Annotated in this window: 14 protein-coding genes and 1 riboswitch; of the genes, 9 read left to right on the plus strand and 5 right to left on the minus strand. The window is 70.3% G+C overall.

Translation table 11 applies throughout. From position 1 onward, the window contains the following. Positions 1 to 86: 86 nt before the first annotated feature. Together EJ913_RS09740 and EJ913_RS09745 are read left to right on the plus strand one after the other, a co-directional pair. Complete coding sequence (locus EJ913_RS09740) at positions 87 to 725, plus strand: helix-turn-helix domain-containing protein (protein ID WP_244939306.1); 639 nt, start codon at positions 87 to 89, stop codon at positions 723 to 725. Positions 726 to 830: 105 nt separating this feature from the next. Further along, the gene (locus EJ913_RS09745; protein WP_126997224.1) at positions 831 to 1,283 is read left to right on the plus strand and encodes a DMT family transporter; all 453 of its coding nucleotides are present in this window, start codon (positions 831 to 833) and stop codon (positions 1,281 to 1,283) included. 8 nt (positions 1,284 to 1,291) lie between these two features. On the opposite strand, the gene EJ913_RS09750 is transcribed toward EJ913_RS09745, so the two are convergent. The 4 genes from EJ913_RS09750 to EJ913_RS09765 form a co-directional block, all read right to left on the minus strand. Beyond that, positions 1,292 to 2,119 carry a universal stress protein gene (locus tag EJ913_RS09750; RefSeq protein ID WP_126997226.1) on the minus strand — a complete coding sequence of 276 codons (828 nt, stop codon included), beginning with the start codon at positions 2,117 to 2,119 and terminating at the stop codon, positions 1,292 to 1,294. 136 nt (positions 2,120 to 2,255) lie between these two features. Next, positions 2,256 to 3,197, minus strand: coding sequence for an ABC transporter substrate-binding protein (locus EJ913_RS09755; protein WP_126997228.1), 942 nt, complete (start codon positions 3,195 to 3,197; stop codon positions 2,256 to 2,258). A 20-nt stretch (positions 3,198 to 3,217) separates the two neighbouring features. Next, positions 3,218 to 3,988: an ABC transporter permease gene (locus tag EJ913_RS09760; RefSeq protein ID WP_126997230.1), complete on the minus strand. Its 771-nt coding sequence runs from the start codon at positions 3,986 to 3,988 to the stop codon at positions 3,218 to 3,220. Positions 3,989 to 4,021: 33 nt separating this feature from the next. Further along, positions 4,022 to 4,816 carry an ABC transporter ATP-binding protein gene (locus EJ913_RS09765; RefSeq protein ID WP_126997232.1) on the minus strand — a complete coding sequence of 265 codons (795 nt, stop codon included), beginning with the start codon at positions 4,814 to 4,816 and terminating at the stop codon, positions 4,022 to 4,024. Then, positions 4,811 to 4,916, minus strand: a riboswitch (TPP riboswitch). (Overlaps the previous gene by 6 nt.) 125 nt (positions 4,917 to 5,041) lie before the next feature. Here EJ913_RS09765 and EJ913_RS09770 point away from each other — a divergent pair. The 3 genes from EJ913_RS09770 to EJ913_RS09780 all read left to right on the plus strand — a co-directional run bounded on the left by EJ913_RS09770 (position 5,042) and on the right by EJ913_RS09780 (position 7,434). Next, positions 5,042 to 6,157, plus strand: coding sequence for an acetoin utilization protein AcuC (locus tag EJ913_RS09770; protein WP_126997234.1), 1,116 nt, complete (start codon positions 5,042 to 5,044; stop codon positions 6,155 to 6,157). 138 nt (positions 6,158 to 6,295) lie between these two features. After that, positions 6,296 to 6,883, plus strand: coding sequence for a hypothetical protein (locus EJ913_RS09775; RefSeq protein ID WP_126997236.1), 588 nt, complete (start codon positions 6,296 to 6,298; stop codon positions 6,881 to 6,883). Further along, positions 6,883 to 7,434, plus strand: coding sequence for a hypothetical protein (locus tag EJ913_RS09780; protein WP_244939315.1), 552 nt, complete (start codon positions 6,883 to 6,885; stop codon positions 7,432 to 7,434). Before EJ913_RS09775 ends, EJ913_RS09780 begins: the two co-directional genes overlap by 1 nt. A 78-nt stretch (positions 7,435 to 7,512) precedes the next feature. Here the strand turns inward: EJ913_RS09780 and EJ913_RS09785 are convergent, their stop codons facing one another. Beyond that, positions 7,513 to 9,078 carry a hypothetical protein gene (locus EJ913_RS09785; protein WP_126997240.1) on the minus strand — a complete coding sequence of 522 codons (1,566 nt, stop codon included), beginning with the start codon at positions 9,076 to 9,078 and terminating at the stop codon, positions 7,513 to 7,515. 229 nt (positions 9,079 to 9,307) lie between these two features. Here EJ913_RS09785 and EJ913_RS09790 point away from each other — a divergent pair, with 229 nt between their 5' ends. The 4 genes from EJ913_RS09790 to EJ913_RS09805 all read left to right on the plus strand — a co-directional run bounded on the left by EJ913_RS09790 (position 9,308) and on the right by EJ913_RS09805 (position 12,691). Further along, complete coding sequence (locus tag EJ913_RS09790; RefSeq protein WP_244939307.1) at positions 9,308 to 10,045, plus strand: hypothetical protein; 738 nt, start codon at positions 9,308 to 9,310, stop codon at positions 10,043 to 10,045. A 182-nt stretch (positions 10,046 to 10,227) separates the two neighbouring features. Further along, positions 10,228 to 10,656, plus strand: a complete 429-nt coding sequence (locus tag EJ913_RS09795; protein WP_126997242.1) for a response regulator — start codon at positions 10,228 to 10,230, stop codon at positions 10,654 to 10,656. A 325-nt stretch (positions 10,657 to 10,981) separates the two neighbouring features. Then, entirely contained in the window at positions 10,982 to 11,461 is a 480-nt protein-coding gene (locus tag EJ913_RS09800; protein ID WP_126997244.1) for a single-stranded DNA-binding protein, read from the plus strand. A gap of 153 nt (positions 11,462 to 11,614) precedes the next feature. Beyond that, a complete protein-coding gene (locus EJ913_RS09805) occupies positions 11,615 to 12,691 on the plus strand; it encodes a PA0069 family radical SAM protein (RefSeq protein ID WP_126997246.1) in 1,077 nt (358 codons plus the stop codon). Positions 12,692 to 12,728 lie beyond the last annotated feature (37 nt).

Below are 12,728 nucleotides of genomic sequence, written 5' to 3' on the forward strand. Positions count from 1 at the left end.
TCCCACCCGCCAACTCCGCTCCGCATCGGAACGAAACCTGGGAGTATTGGCGCCCAACCGGCAGCCCGACCCTGGAGTTGGGATCGGTGCGCGGCCTCGATGTCGCGCTGCCGCTTCATTTCCATGACGAGGATCAGGTGACGTTCACCCTGTCGGGAAGGCGCCGCTTCGTCATCGATGACGAACTGTTCTGCGTCACCCCCGGTCAAGGAATGCACATCCCGGCGCGGACGCCACACCATTCGCTGTCCGAGCCGTCGGAGGTGGTCTGCGTCAACATCTACACACCGGCGGGAACCGGCGCGGCACGCGACCTGATCTCCGCTCTGGTCCGGCACTGGCGGAGGACGGGACGGATGGACTGGCCCGACCTCACGATGATGGCCGCAGACCACGGACTCCTTGCCGGGAGCGCTCCCGGTGCGGCGATTGGGCTCGCAAGCCCGGACTCGTGGGAAACCGTGCGACAGGCGGCGCAACGCGCCGGCATGAGCCGCGAGGGCTTTTCCCGCCGGTTCAAAAAATGGCACGGCCTGCCGCCGCACGGGTTCTGGCTTCTGGAGAAACTGAACGAGGCGCGGCGCTTGCTCCGCGCCGGCGAACCGATCGCGGCGGTCGCCGCCGAGGCCGGCTTCTCCGATCAAAGCCATCTGGGCCGCTGTTTCCGGCGCGCGTTCGGCGTCACCCCGGGGCGATACCGCGCGGAGCGATGCCGGGCAGGGTAGGTCACATCCGTTCCAGACCGCCACCGCCCAAGCCTGCTACCCATCCGCCCGGAAGCGCCGCATGAAGGATCCGAAGCGGGTCAGCGCTTGCCTGGGGAGTTCGGCATGACCATTGCCTTGTCCGTGTTTTCCTACCTCCTGGTGGTCGGCGCCGGGGTGAGCGTCGCTCTGCAGCAGGTTCTGAACGCAAACCTGCGCGCCGCGCTCGGGTCGCCCTGGTGGGCGGGCTTCGTCAGCTATTTCGTCGGTCTGCTGGCGATGCTGGCGGTCGCGCTGATCGCTCCAGGCCCCCGATTGTCGGACACCGTCGTCGGCTCCACCTCGTGGCTGTCGTGGAGCGGTGGGCTCTTCGGCGCCCTGTTCATCGGGACCGCCATTCTGATGGTTCCCCGCCTCGGCGCCGCGACCGTCCTCGCCTTGATCGTCGTCGGGCAGATGCTGGGCTCGCTCGCCTTCGACCATTTCGGCCTGTTCGGGCTTGCGCAACAGCCGGTCAGCCCCGCCCGGCTGGCCGGTGCGGCCTCCCTCGTCCTGGGCGTCGTCCTGATCCGCCTGTAGGAACGGCCTCAGTGCGACATCAGCGCCGGCAGGGGCAGGGCCGCCAGCACGGTGCGGGTGGCGCCGCCCAGCACCATCTCGCGCAGGCGGGAATGGCCGTAGGCGCCCATCACCAGCAGGTCGGCACCCAGATCGGCGGCGAAGGACAGGATCAGGTCGCCGACCTCGCCGGAACTGGCGGTCGCCGGGTGATGGCGGGCGACGATGCCGTGGCGCGTCAGCCAGTCGACCAGCGCCGTTCCGTCCTCGCCATGACGGCCCCCCGGCGGGTTGACCGTCAGCACCGTCACGCTTTCCGCCGTTTCCAGGAAGGGCATGGCGTTGCGCACCGCGTGGGTGGATTCGCGGCTGTTCTTCCAGGCGATCAGCACGTTGCGCCCGATGGGCGCCGCCGCCGGCTGGACCGGTGGCAGGACCAGGGTCGGGCAGGCGGTCGCCAGCGGCAGGCGGTCCGGCACGTGCAACGCCACCCGGTCCCCCGACCGTTCGGCGGAGGACTGCCCGACGATGGCGAGGTCGGCGTAGGGTGCGCGTTCGGCCAGCAGCGCCACATGGTCGCCCTCGGCGACGGTCCAGCGGTGGGACAGGCCGTCCAGCGCGAGCCGGACCTCGTCGGCGATGCGCTCGGCGTTCTCGTGGGCGATGGCGGTCGCCTCGGCCATGAAGCCGTAGGAGGCGGCCCGCCCGGTCGCCCCCGCCGGCATCGACACCGGGGTCGCGATGTAGAGCGCCTCGACATGGGCCGTGAAGCGCTTGGCCAGCGCCGCCGCGACCGCCAGACGGGTGGCGTGCGAGTCGTCGTTCGCCAGGTGCAGAAGGATGGTCTTGATCGGCATCCGTTTCCCCTTGGTGTGGATCGGCTCCCTTCTGCGCCCGGACAGGACAAAGCCAGCCGAAGTCAGGGCGGCGGAGCGTTGCCCGTCAGGTAACGCTCCGCGCGGCGATCTGGCAACCGCCCGCTTGGGCTGAAGGTTACTTCACCACCACCGCGTAGCGCTCCACCGGCTCGACCGCCTGGATCAGGCCGCGCGCCTTCAGGAACTCGGCGAAGCGGGCGTAGCGCTGGCTGTCGAGCGCCGCCGGGCTGTGGGCGAAGCGCGGCAGCGTGTCGGCCCAGGCGCGGCGGTTCAGCTCGTCGTTCAGCTCCGGGCGGTCCTTGACGAAAGCGGCCTGCGCCTCCTCCGGGTGGTTCAGGATGTAGAGCGTCGCGCGCTCCACCGCGTCGAGGAAGCGCTTGATGCGGGCGTCGCCGGTCTTGTCCTTGTGGGCGACGAGGATCAACTCGTCATAGGGCGGAACCCCCTCCTCCTCGGGGAAGAAGGCGCGGCCGGGGTGCTTCTCGATGTCCATCTGGTTCAGCTCGAAGTTCCGGAAGGCGCCGACCACGGCGTCCACCTGCCCCGACAGCAGCGACGGCGACAGCGAGAAGTTCACGTTCACCAGCGTGACGTCCTTCAGGCCCAATCCGTGCTTTTCCAGCATGGCGCCGAGCAGCGCATCCTCGAAGCCGGCGATGGAGAAGCCGATCTTGCGGCCCTTCAGGTCCTCGATTTTCTTCACCGGCCCGTCGCGCAGCACGACGACCGAGTTCAGCGGCGTCGACACCAGCGTGCCGACGCGGACCAGCGGCAGTCCCTCGGCCACCTGGATGATGAGCTGCGGCTGGTAGGACACCGCGAGGTCGGCGCCGCCGGCGGCCACCAGCTTGGGCGGGTCGTTGGGGTCGGCCGGCGCGGTCAGCGTCACGTCCAGCCCGGCGTCCTTGAAGAAGCCCTTCTCCTGCGCCACCACCAGCGGTGCGTGGTCCGGGTTGACGAACCAGTCCAGCATCACGGTGAGCTTGTCCTGCGCGGCGGCGGGCAGGGCGGTGACCAAGCTGGCGGCGAGGGCCGCTGCCGCGAACATGCGTTTCATCCCAGGGGGTTTCCTCAGTCTCAGCCGACCGGATCGTCGGCGGGTTGCGTGTCGGGTTGCCAGGGCAGCGCGCGCCGGGCCAGCGCGTCCACGGCGGCGTAGAGCGCCACCGCGAACAGCCCCAGCACCAGCACGGCGGCGAACAGAAGGTCGATCTGCATGCGCGCGTTGGCGTGCAGCATCAGGTAGCCGAGGCCGGAGGACGACCCCACCCACTCGCCGATCACCGCCCCGATGGGCGCCACGGCGGCGGCGACCCGCACCCCCGACCAGAAGGCCGGCAGGGCGGCGGGCAGACGGATCGTCCACAGCGTCGCGGCCGGCGTGGCCCCCATGGTGCGGGCGAGGTCGAGCCAGCCCGGATCGGTGCGGCGCAGCCCATCGAACAGGGCGGTCGTCACCGGGAAATAGATGACCAGCACCGCCATCGCGATCTTCGACGCCATGCCGTAGCCCAGCCACAGCACCAGCAGCGGGGCCAGTGCGAAGACCGGCACCGCTTGGCTGACCACCAGCAGCGGCATCAGCCAGCGCCGCGCCGTGCGGAAGCGGGCGAGCAGCAGCGCGCTGACGCTGCCCAGCGCCACGCCGAGCACCAGCCCCAGCAGGATCTCCATCAAGGTGGTGGCGCCGTGCTGCATCAGCAGCGGAGCCTGCCGCCGCATCGCGTCGGCGACCGCCAGCGGCCCCGGCAGCAGGTAGCGCGGCAGCCCGGTCAGCCACACCAGCGCCTGCCAGCCGCCCAGCAGGACGGCCAGGGTCACGGCGCCGCGCATCAGCTTGCCGCTCATGGCCGTCTCATCGCCGTCTCATGGGGGGCCGTCTCATCCCGCCAGCCTGCGCAGCAGCTCGGCCTGGAGCGCCAGCAGGGCCGGGTCGTCGACCCGGCGGGGGGCGTGGCCGGGCGGCTCCAGCGGCGGGCCGATGGTGGCGGGGCGGCCGGTCATCACGTGCAGCCGGTCGCCGATGCGCAGGGCCTCCAGCGGGTCGTGGGTCACCATCAGCACGGTCCGTCCGGCCAGCGTCTCCGCCGCCGTCTCCTGCAGGCGCAGCCGGGTCAGCGCGTCGAGCGCCGAAAAGGGCTCGTCCATCAGGACCAGCGGCTTGTCCTCCATCAGCGTGCGGGCGAGCGCCACGCGCTGCCGCTGCCCGCCCGACAGCGCGGCCGGCCGGTCCCGCTCGCGCCCGTCCAGCCCGACGCGGCGGAGCAGGGCGGCGGCGCGCTCCAGGCGTTCGGCATCGGGCTTCTTGCGCCGGAGCCGGTCGCCGAGCAGCACGTTGTCCAGCACCGACAGCCAGGGCAGCAGCAGATCCTGCTGCGCCATGTAGGCGATGCGCCCGGCCAGCGGCAGCCCGTCGCCGGCCGCGACCCGGGTCGGCGGCTCCGGGTCGGCCAGCCCGGCCAGCACGCGCAGCAAGGTGGTCTTGCCGACGCCGCTCGGCCCCAGCAGTCCGGTGATGCGCCCGGCCTCCAGCGTCAGCGCCAGATCGGAGAACAGCACCGCGCCGCCATGGGTCAGCCGCGCGCCCGACACCGTGACGGACAGCCCGCCGGGGACGGGCGGGGCGACGCTGGACGGGGCCGGACGGAGGCCGGAAAAGGGCAGGGTGTCGGTCATGAAACTCACTGATCCCTACGCCGGCATGAACCGGATCAGGTTCCAGGGGTCGTCCCGCGCGGGACCTCTCAGCCGACCATCGGCTCCCCCCAGTGAAGGCCGCGACTATAGGCAGGGTGCGGCGGGCGCCGCAAGAGGGGCGGACGCGCATCCCACCGTATGGAAAGGCTCCCCCGCCGTTCCGCCCCTTGACCGGACCCACCCGCCGCTCCACGTCTTCGCGGGATGACCGATCCCAGCGCTCCCCTTTTCATCGGCGGCGAAATCTACCGCGGATCGACCTACGGGCCGAAACACCCGCTGGCGATCCCGCGCGTCTCGACGGCGATCGACCTCAGCCGCGCCATGGGCTGGCTGCCCGACGCGGTCTATCTCGACACCCATGTCGCGACGGAGGCCGAACTCGTCCGCTTCCACACGCCGGACTACATCGCCGCCCTGCAACGCGCCGAGGCGGCGCAGCGGGTCGACGCGGAGACCGGCGCCCGCTACAACCTCGGCCGGCTGGAGAACCCGATCTTCGCCGAGATGTACCGCCGTCCGGCGACCAGCGTCGGATCGGCGCTCCAGGCGGCCCGGCTGCTGCTGGCGCGTCCGGCGGGGATCGTCTACGCCCCGGCCTCGGGCACGCACCACGCGCGGGCCGGGCGGGCCAGCGGCTTCTGCTATTTCAACGCGCCGGTGCTGGGCATCCTGGAACTGCTCGACCATGGGGTGGAGCGGGTGCTCTACGTCGATCTCGACGCCCACCACGGCGACGGGGTGGAGGACGCCTTCGCCGAGGACGACCGGGTGCTGACGATTTCCGTCCACGAGGACGGGCGCTGGCCGCGCACCGGCAAGGCGGAGGACCGGGCGGGCGGCATGGCGCGCAACCTGCCGGTGCCGCCGGGCTTCAACGACAGCGAGATGAACTTCCTGATGGAGGCCGCGATCCTGCCCTTGGGACGCGCCTTCCGGCCGCAGGTCCTGGTGATCCAGACCGGCGCCGACGCGCTGGCCGAGGATCCGCTCAGCCGGCTGGAGCTGTCCAACCGCGCGCTGTGGGACGCGGTGGCGGCGCTGCTGCCGCTGGCGCCCAAGACCCTCGTGGTCGGCGGCGGCGGGTACAACCCATGGTCCGTCGGGCGCTGCTGGGCCGGGGTATGGGCGACCCTGAACGGGATCGACCCGGCCGTCGCGCCGACACCGGCCGCCGAGGCGGTGCTGCGCGGCTTGAGCTGGACCCGCGCCGCCGGCCGCAACCCGCCGGAGCATTGGTTCACCACCCTGGCCGACGAGCGCCGGCCCGGTCCCGTCGGCGACGCGGTTAAGCGGGTGGCGGAACTTGTGACGGCGTGACGTCCGTGTTCAAAACCCGGTGACGTTTCGTTGACGGACACGGATTGTTCGGTGATCCTTGAGTGCCTTCGCCGTCGGACGCGCCGCATCCGGTGACGCGGCCGGGCAGGGAACCGGGAGGGGAGCGCGGACAGGCGGATGTCGAACACGACGCTGTTCCTGATCGCCGTCGTCGTGATCATGCTGGCCGCGGTTCCCGTGGCCATGATGCTCAAGGATTTCCTGCCGAGGCTGCTGGAGAGGAGCGCCGGGCTCGACCAGCTCGAAAACCGCATCTACGTGCTGCACGCCGAGTCGCACGACCTCCAGAACCGGGTCCAGTCCCTGACCCAGCGCCGCAACGGGCAGGCGACCGAGCGCAACCGCCTGGAAACCGACATCCGCAAGGCCGAGAAGCAGATCCGGGATCTGGCCGCCCTGCCGCCCCTCTTCGTCCACGAACTCGGCGACCCGCAGGCCGGGCTGACCAAGTTCGTCGTCACCATCAGCCAGGAGAAGGCGTCGGCCGCCGCCCGCGCCGCCGGGGAACGCGCCGCCGTGAACCCGATCTGGCGCTGCGCCAACGTGGCGGAGGTCTGGGCCGCCAGCCTGGAGGGCGCCAAGCAGATGGTCGAGGTGGCGTTCCCCTTCAAGCTCGGCTTCGAGACCGCCTTCGAACGCTCCACCGGCCGGAAGAGCGTGCCGAAGAAGCCGATGACGGCCTCGCGGGCGGAGGCGGCGTCGTGATGATCAACTTCATCATCGTGCTGGCCATCGTCGCCATCGGGGCGTTGCTGGGCAACGTGCTGCTGACGGTGGAGGCGCGCGTGTCGCAGACCCGCAACCGGGTGCGCGGCACGCGCGGCACGCTGGACAGGCTCGAGGGCACCATCCGCCGGCTGCACCGCGAGGAGGAGTCGCTCCACGCCGAGATCGAGGAGTTGATGCGCAACACCGTCGACCTGCGCAAGGCCCAGACCGAGGCGCAGCGCCGCCTGTCCGAGGCGCAGGGCCGGCGCCGTCCGCAGATTCTGATCCTCACCGACCGCCGCAACCCGAACGACAAGGAATGGCTGGTCACCGTGGCGAACCCGCAGCTCGGCGAGATCGACGCCAACCACCCCCTGGCGGCCGATTGGGCGCGCGGGCGCGAGTATCTGGTCTGGGCGGAATCGGAACGCGAGGCCGCCGAGCGGGCCAACCGCCGCTTCAGCGCCCGTCCGGGCTATCAGGTGAAATCGGTGACGGCGGTCAAGGCCGACCTGTACGCGACCGATACGGCGCGCAGCGCGGCGTGACGCCGTCCCCGAGACGCCGTCCCATGGCAAGGAAAAAGGCCCTTTTCCCCCACGGGGAAGAGAAGGGCCTTTGTGCCGTCAGCGCACGCCGGGCTTGGCGGGCGCGCCGCCGGTCTGGCGGAAGGCGTCGTGCAGGTAGGGCGACAGCGCCAGACGCATGCCGCGCAGCCATTCGTGGATGATGATCAGCGAGCGCGACGCCACCGGCGGCGTCATGCCCAGCTTCACCAGATCCTCGCGGGTCATGGTGGCGACCTGATCCAGCCGGTGGCCGGTCAGCCGCGCCCAAGCCGGGGCGGTGCAGGGGTTCATGGAGATGACGTGGACACCCTCGCGCTCGACCATCTCGGCCTTGCGGCGGGCGTACTGGCTGTCCTCCAACTGGCTGAACGGGCCGGAGAAGCCGTTCTCGACCAGCACGCGCTTGGCCTTCGGCGCGATGGCCGCGACCCGCTCCAGCGTCGCCATGCCGGTGGACAGCGAGGCCAGATCGACCGTGACCGGCACCATGAAGGTCAGCCGCTCGCCGTCGCCGACGTAATAGTCGAAGCCCGAGACCTCGGCCCAGTTGAAGAACCACTGGGAGATGTTGCCGCCGAAATCGTACAGCCGGCCGCCGCGCTGCAACTCCGGCCCGATCAGATCCCAGAACTCGTAGAAGCCGTCGCCCGACCCCATCATGTTCATGAAGTCCTGGGTGATGCGGCGGTGCTCGACCACCTCCGGGCCGAAGAGACGGGCAAGACGCTCGTTCACCTCGTACTCGACGACCTTCAGTTGCAGTCCTTCCAACATGGCGGTCGCCATCAGGTGATGGGACAGCAGCGTCTTGCCGACGCCGCCGCGGTCATTGAGGACGAAGATCGTGCCCAGCATGCGATCGCCTTTCCAAGTAACGTTCGTTGTTTCGTCGTGAGAGACAGGTGCGCGGATGCTCTGCGATGCCGTGGGCGGCGGAGCCGTGGGCAGGGGGGAAGGCGGCGCCGACGGCTCGACGGCCGGCGGGATGTCTTCCAGGACGGCGGCCGGTGCCGGTGTGTCCTCCGGAGCCGGGGACAGCGGGTCGAACGCCGGATGCGGATCGACGGCGGGCGTGGGAGCGGAGTCGGGAACCGGCTCCTCGACGGCAGCCGGAACGGGAGCGGCCGGAGCGGGGGCCGGCGGTTCGGGCGTGGGCTCGGCGGCCACGGGTTCCGCCGCAACCTCGACCGCAGTGTCGGTCTCCGGTTCCGCCACCGGTTCCATGGCGGCTTCGACCGCCGGGACCGGAGCGGCCTCCGGGGCGGCGGGAGCCGCCTCGACCGGCTCGGCGTCCGCCGGACGGCGGGCGTCCAGCGCGGCCTGGTGCACGGCGGCCAGGGTTTCCGGCGCGGCGGCGGCCTCGCTTTCCTCCCCGCCCTCGCCACGGCCCTCGTTGCCGACCAGGAAGAAGGCGGACCGCAGCGTCACCGCCGAAATCGGCTGGTTGTCACGGGCGGTGACGCCCAGCTTGGCCAGCACGTCGGAGATCTCGGCCCAGGACAAGCCGCGCTCGCGCATCAGCCCGATGTCGCCGTAGCTCTCCCGGACCGCCTGCATGGCGCTGCGGTTGCCGGTCGGGCGATCGGCAAGGAGCCGTTCAAGTTCCGTGCGGTCGATCGTCACTGTCGGGAATTCCGGCAAGGTAAGGAAGGCGGTCGGCGGGATGCCACGAAAGCGGTAGGCCGTAAGGAATCCGTTCCCCCGGCGCGGAAAAAATAGTACAAGCCGCCACAGCGCGCAAACGGTTTCCAACCGCCTCTAACGGCGGTAAAATATGGGACTTGCGGCGCGACGGGCGGCGGATTTCGACGTTGCCGCCGGTTTCAGGATCGAACTCCAGGGTCAGGCCAGGATGCCTCACGATTTCGGGTCTTTCGGGTCTCGCGACCGCCGTCCCGCAACGGGAAGCGGGTCCGGAATCGGCTTCCACGAATTGCGGCAGGCCTGCGAGATCTCCACCCTCCGCGAGGATCTGGAGCGCCTGTCGCACGAGGCCGGCGCGTTGCGCGGCAGCGTGGAGGAGGCGGTGGAGGAGATCCGCGACCGTTTCGCGGCGCTCACCGCGCAGGAAATGACCGACGCGGCGGCGATGGCCCCGCTGCTGCAATTCGCGGTGAGCACCCTTCTGGACATCCGGGAGCAGACCCGGCGCCTGCACACACAGACCGGGCCGGTCGCCGACGACGAACGTTCCTCCTGGCTGGGGGCCGCCGACGCCCCGCGCGTTCGTCCGTCCAACCCGCCGCCATCCAACCCTCCACTGGCCAACCCTCCACTGGCCAACCCGCCGCCGGCCAACGCGGTGACGACGCCCTGCGCGCCCGCGCCGCTGCCTCCGCGCAACGAGCCTCCGCCCCTGCCGAAGGCGGCCCCGTTCCCGTCCGGGCCATCCCCGAAGGCGATGGAGCCGCTGGCACCTTCCCCGGTTCCGGCTCCCACGGGGGCCGCCGCGCCGCCGATGACCGCGTCCTGGCTGGCGTCCAGGCCCGCCCCGCCATCGCCGCCGCCCCGCGCGGCGGTGGTGCGCAGCGCGGGATCGCCGCCAACCCCACCCGGCGGCATCGATTGGCTCGGCCGCGCCGGGCGCTGAGCCTTCCCGCACCGGACCGCGCTTGACCGTCGCGCGGCCTATGCCCGGCGACGCGCGCCGCCGCGCAAAAGCTCATATACGAAACGAATGCGCTTGCTATTTTGGGGAGGAGGTAATACGAATTAAGGCATGGTAAATAGAATTTTACCAAAAAGCGCAACGATTGCCTGAGGTCGGTCCCCATGATGAAGGCCGATACCCTGATCAGACCAACCGCCGCTTCCCGGCCCCGCAGCGTGGGCCGGTCCCTAAGGCTTCTGGTGGTCGAGGACGAGGCGCTGTCGGCGGAAGCCGTGTGCATGGCCGTCGGCGACCTCGGTCACACGGTCTGCGGAACGGCGGCGACGGAGGCCGAGGCGATCACCATCGCCGGCCGCGAGCGTCCGGACGTCGCGCTGATGGACGTGCGTCTGGCCGGCGGCGACGGCATCGCGGCGGCGCGGCGGCTCCACACCGATTACGGCATCCGCTCGATCTTCCTGTCCGGCTACGCCGATCACGGGATCATGGCGCGAATCACCGAGACCTATCCGTTGGGCGTGGTCCACAAGCCGTTTTCGCAGGGCCAGTTGAAGATCGCGCTGGATCTGGCGGCCCGTCGTCTGCGCTGAGCGCCGGCTTCTGGGTTTTGTCGATCCATCGACGTTACGCCGAAGGAATCCGTTTCCCGGCCGCCGTTCCTCTGCTATAAATGTTCTTGGAGTGTTCCTGTTCGGAGCGGCGGGGTGAGTGAGCCGCTCCGGTCGCGACGGGAGGATTCCATCGGCGGTTGACCCGCGCCCGCTCGCCGTGCTTCGGTGCGGCAACAAGGGCGGGGGTCGCGATGTTGCGCCGGCCCCCGCGAACGGGAACCCTCGGCATCCGGATGCCCACCGCCGGGCATTCTCATGGGCTGGCATGGATGCCGGGACACTCGCGCTTACGGAGTATCGGGCGATGAATGTTTGGACGTTTACGGGACGCTTGGGCGCCGACGGCGAGTTGCGTTCGACCCAGAGCGGCGAAAAGGTTTTGGGCTTCCGCGTCGCCAACGACGTCGGGTTTGGCGAGCGCAAGACGACCCAGTGGGTCGATTGCTCGATCTGGGGACGCCGCGCCGAGTCGCTGGCGCCGCACATGACCAAGGGCAAGGCCGTGGTCATCTCCGGCGAAGTGACGCTGCGCGAGTATGAGAAGCGCGACGGCACGCGCGGCGCCGGCCTGTCGGTGCGCGTGGCCGAGATCGACTTCACCGGCGGCAACCGCGAGGAAGGCGGCGGCAGCTTCGGGGGCGGCGGTGGCGGCTACGAGTCGCGCGGCGAGGCCCCCCGCGGCGGTGGTGGTGGCGGTTATGGTGGCGGTGCCGGCGGTGGTGGCCGCAGCGGCGGTGGCGCGCCGCCCCGTCACGAGGATCTGGACGACGAAATCCCGTTCTGATCCTGGAACGCGGTCTTTTCGGAGTGACGTTGCGGCGGGCGCCGGATCATCGATCCGGCGCCCGCTTCGTTTGGGACGTCCGGATGTTTCAAACGTTCCAAACGTTCCAAATGTTCACTTTACGTTCCTTCCGGGCCGGCGTATTTTGGGCCCATGGACGAAATCCAACGGCAACGGGTGAAGGGCAGGGGCGCCATCAGCAACGCGGTCTCGCGCTACGAGCGTGAAACCCGCACGCTGATCGACGACGGCTGGTCGGAGAACGAGGTTCTGTCGGACCCGGTCCGCACCGTCGTCGCCTCGGCGTCGGCCCGGTCGATCATCGTCCGCAACAACTCGCCCGACATCCCCTTCGAGCAGTCGGTCAACCCCTACCAGGGCTGCGAGCACGCCTGCATCTACTGCTTCGCGCGGCCGACCCACGCCTATCTCGGCCTGTCGCCGGGGCTGGATTTCGAGACGCGGCTGTTCGCCAAGCGCAACGCCGCCGACCTGCTGGCGAAGGAACTGCGCGCCAAACCCTACGTCTGCCGGCCGCTGGCGCTCGGCGCCAACACAGACCCCTACCAGCCCATCGAACGGACGGAGCGGATCACCCGCCAAATCCTGGAGGTCTGCCGCGACTTCCGCCAGCCGGTCACCGTCATCACCAAATCGGCTCTGGTGATGCGGGATCTCGACATTCTGGCGCCGATGGCCGCCGAGGGGCTGGCGTCGGTCGCCGTGTCGGTCACGACCCTCGACGGCGGTCTCGCCCGCACCATGGAACCGCGCGCGGCCTCGCCGTCCCGGCGTCTGGCGGCGATCCGCGCCTTGAGCGAGGCGGGGGTGCCGGTGGCCGTGCTCGCCAGCCCGATGATCCCGGCGCTGAACGACCACGAACTGGAGGCGATCCTGGAGGCCGGCGTCGCGGCGGGCGCCACGGCGGCCAGCTACATCCTGCTGCGCCTGCCGCTGGAGATCAAAGACCTGTTCGAGGAATGGCTGCGCGCCCATGCGCCCAACCGGGCCGAGCATGTCCTGAGTCTGGTGCGGCAGACGCGGGACGGCGCCCTGTACCGGGCGGATTTCGGAACCCGGATGAAGGGCACCGGTCCTTACGCGGAACTGCTGCGCGCCCGCTTCAAGATCGCGGTCAAGCGGCTGGGGCTGGGCGCGCGCAGTTGGAATCTCGATTGCAGCCGTTTTCGGCCGCCGCCGGCCGTCGGCGATCAATTGAGCCTGCTGTAAAAAGGAAAAGGGCGCGTCCCGTCGGACGCGCCCTTTT

Source organism: Azospirillum doebereinerae (assembly GCF_003989665.1).
Lineage (GTDB): Bacteria > Pseudomonadota > Alphaproteobacteria > Azospirillales > Azospirillaceae > Azospirillum > Azospirillum doebereinerae.

Excerpts from the sequence above, each read along its gene's own strand:
- EJ913_RS09745 (WP_126997224.1), top strand. The coding sequence starts at position 831 with ATGACCATTGCCTTGTCCGTGTTTTCCTACCTCCTGGTGGTCGGCGCC.
- EJ913_RS09750 (WP_126997226.1), bottom strand. The coding sequence starts at position 2,119 with ATGCCGATCAAGACCATCCTTCTGCACCTGGCGAACGACGACTCGCAC.
- EJ913_RS09755 (WP_126997228.1), bottom strand. The coding sequence starts at position 3,197 with ATGAAACGCATGTTCGCGGCAGCGGCCCTCGCCGCCAGCTTGGTCACC.
- EJ913_RS09760 (WP_126997230.1), bottom strand. The coding sequence starts at position 3,988 with ATGAGCGGCAAGCTGATGCGCGGCGCCGTGACCCTGGCCGTCCTGCTG.
- EJ913_RS09765 (WP_126997232.1), bottom strand. The coding sequence starts at position 4,816 with ATGACCGACACCCTGCCCTTTTCCGGCCTCCGTCCGGCCCCGTCCAGC.
- EJ913_RS09770 (WP_126997234.1), top strand. The coding sequence starts at position 5,042 with ATGACCGATCCCAGCGCTCCCCTTTTCATCGGCGGCGAAATCTACCGC.
- EJ913_RS09775 (WP_126997236.1), top strand. The coding sequence starts at position 6,296 with ATGTCGAACACGACGCTGTTCCTGATCGCCGTCGTCGTGATCATGCTG.
- EJ913_RS09780 (WP_244939315.1), top strand. The coding sequence starts at position 6,883 with ATGATCAACTTCATCATCGTGCTGGCCATCGTCGCCATCGGGGCGTTG.
- EJ913_RS09790 (WP_244939307.1), top strand. The coding sequence starts at position 9,308 with ATGCCTCACGATTTCGGGTCTTTCGGGTCTCGCGACCGCCGTCCCGCA.
- EJ913_RS09795 (WP_126997242.1), top strand. The coding sequence starts at position 10,228 with ATGATGAAGGCCGATACCCTGATCAGACCAACCGCCGCTTCCCGGCCC.
- EJ913_RS09800 (WP_126997244.1), top strand. The coding sequence starts at position 10,982 with ATGAATGTTTGGACGTTTACGGGACGCTTGGGCGCCGACGGCGAGTTG.
- EJ913_RS09805 (WP_126997246.1), top strand. The coding sequence starts at position 11,615 with ATGGACGAAATCCAACGGCAACGGGTGAAGGGCAGGGGCGCCATCAGC.